The 1,130-nt window shown below is 65.0% G+C and carries 1 protein-coding gene; it reads left to right on the plus strand.

Going from position 1 to position 1,130, the window contains the following annotated elements:
• Positions 1 to 105 precede the first annotated feature (105 nt).
• Positions 106 to 1,053, plus strand: a complete 948-nt coding sequence (locus AX681_RS12225) for a Gfo/Idh/MocA family oxidoreductase (protein ID WP_066660608.1) — start codon at positions 106 to 108, stop codon at positions 1,051 to 1,053.
• Positions 1,054 to 1,130 lie beyond the last annotated feature (77 nt).

Genomic DNA, 1,130 nt, shown 5'->3' on the forward strand with positions numbered 1-1,130 from the left:
GGTTGGGGTGGGGCCTGTCCACGCGGACCCCGGTCTCGGTGAGACTGAGACGCCCCACCCCCAACCCCTCCCGTGAAGGGGAGGGGCTTAAGAAGGAGATCAGATATGAAAATCGCACTCGCGGGCGCCGGGGCATTCGGCGAAAAGCATCTCGACGGGCTCAAGAATATCGACGGGGTCGAGGTGATCTCGGTCGTCGGCCGTCGACTCGAACCGACCCAGGCGGTCGCGGCAAAATACGGCATCCCGCATGCCACCACCGAACTGGCCGAAGCGCTGGAGCAGCCGGGTCTTGACGCGGTGATCCTGTGCACCCCCACCCAGATGCACGCCGCCCAAGCGATCCAGTGCATGGATGCAGGCAAGCATGTGCAGGTGGAAATCCCGCTGTGCGACAGCCTGGCCGATGGCGAGGCAGTGCTGGCCAAGGCGCAGGAAACCGGCCTGACCGCGATGGTCGGCCACACGCGCCGCTTCAACCCCAGCCATCAGTATCTGCATCGCAAGATCGCGGCGGGCGAGCTGAACGTTCAGCAGATGGACGTGCAGACCTATTTCTTCCGCCGGCAGAACATGAATGCGAAGGGGGAGGCGCGCAGCTGGACCGATCACCTGCTGTGGCACCACGCCGCGCATACGGTCGACCTGTTCGCCTATCAGGCCGGGCCGATCGTCGCCGCCAACGCGATCGAAGGGCCGTACCACCCCGAACTCGGCATCGCGATGGACATGTCGATCCAGCTTAAGGCGGAAAGCGGCGCGATCTGCACGCTCAGCCTGTCGTTCAACAATGACGGGCCGCTCGGCACCTTCTTTCGCTACATCTGCGACAACGGCACCTGGATCGCGCGCTACGACGATCTGGTGACCGGGCGCGAGGAGCCGGTCGACCTGTCCGGCGTCGCGGTGTCGAACAACGGCATCGAACTGCAGGACCGCGAATTCATCGCCGCGATCCGCGAAGGCCGCGAGCCGAATGCCAGCGTTGCGCAGGTGCTGCCCTGCTACCGCGTGCTGCACAGCCTTGAGCAGCAGCTCAACGCCGCGCGCTGAAATCTCGGCAACATAACTTGGCTCACCCTCACCCTTCCGGCGCTTCGCGCCTCCCTCCCTCTCCCAATGGGAGAGGG

The sequence above is a fragment of the Sphingomonas sp. CCH9-E2 genome (genome assembly GCF_001557215.1).
Lineage (GTDB): Bacteria > Pseudomonadota > Alphaproteobacteria > Sphingomonadales > Sphingomonadaceae > Sphingomonas.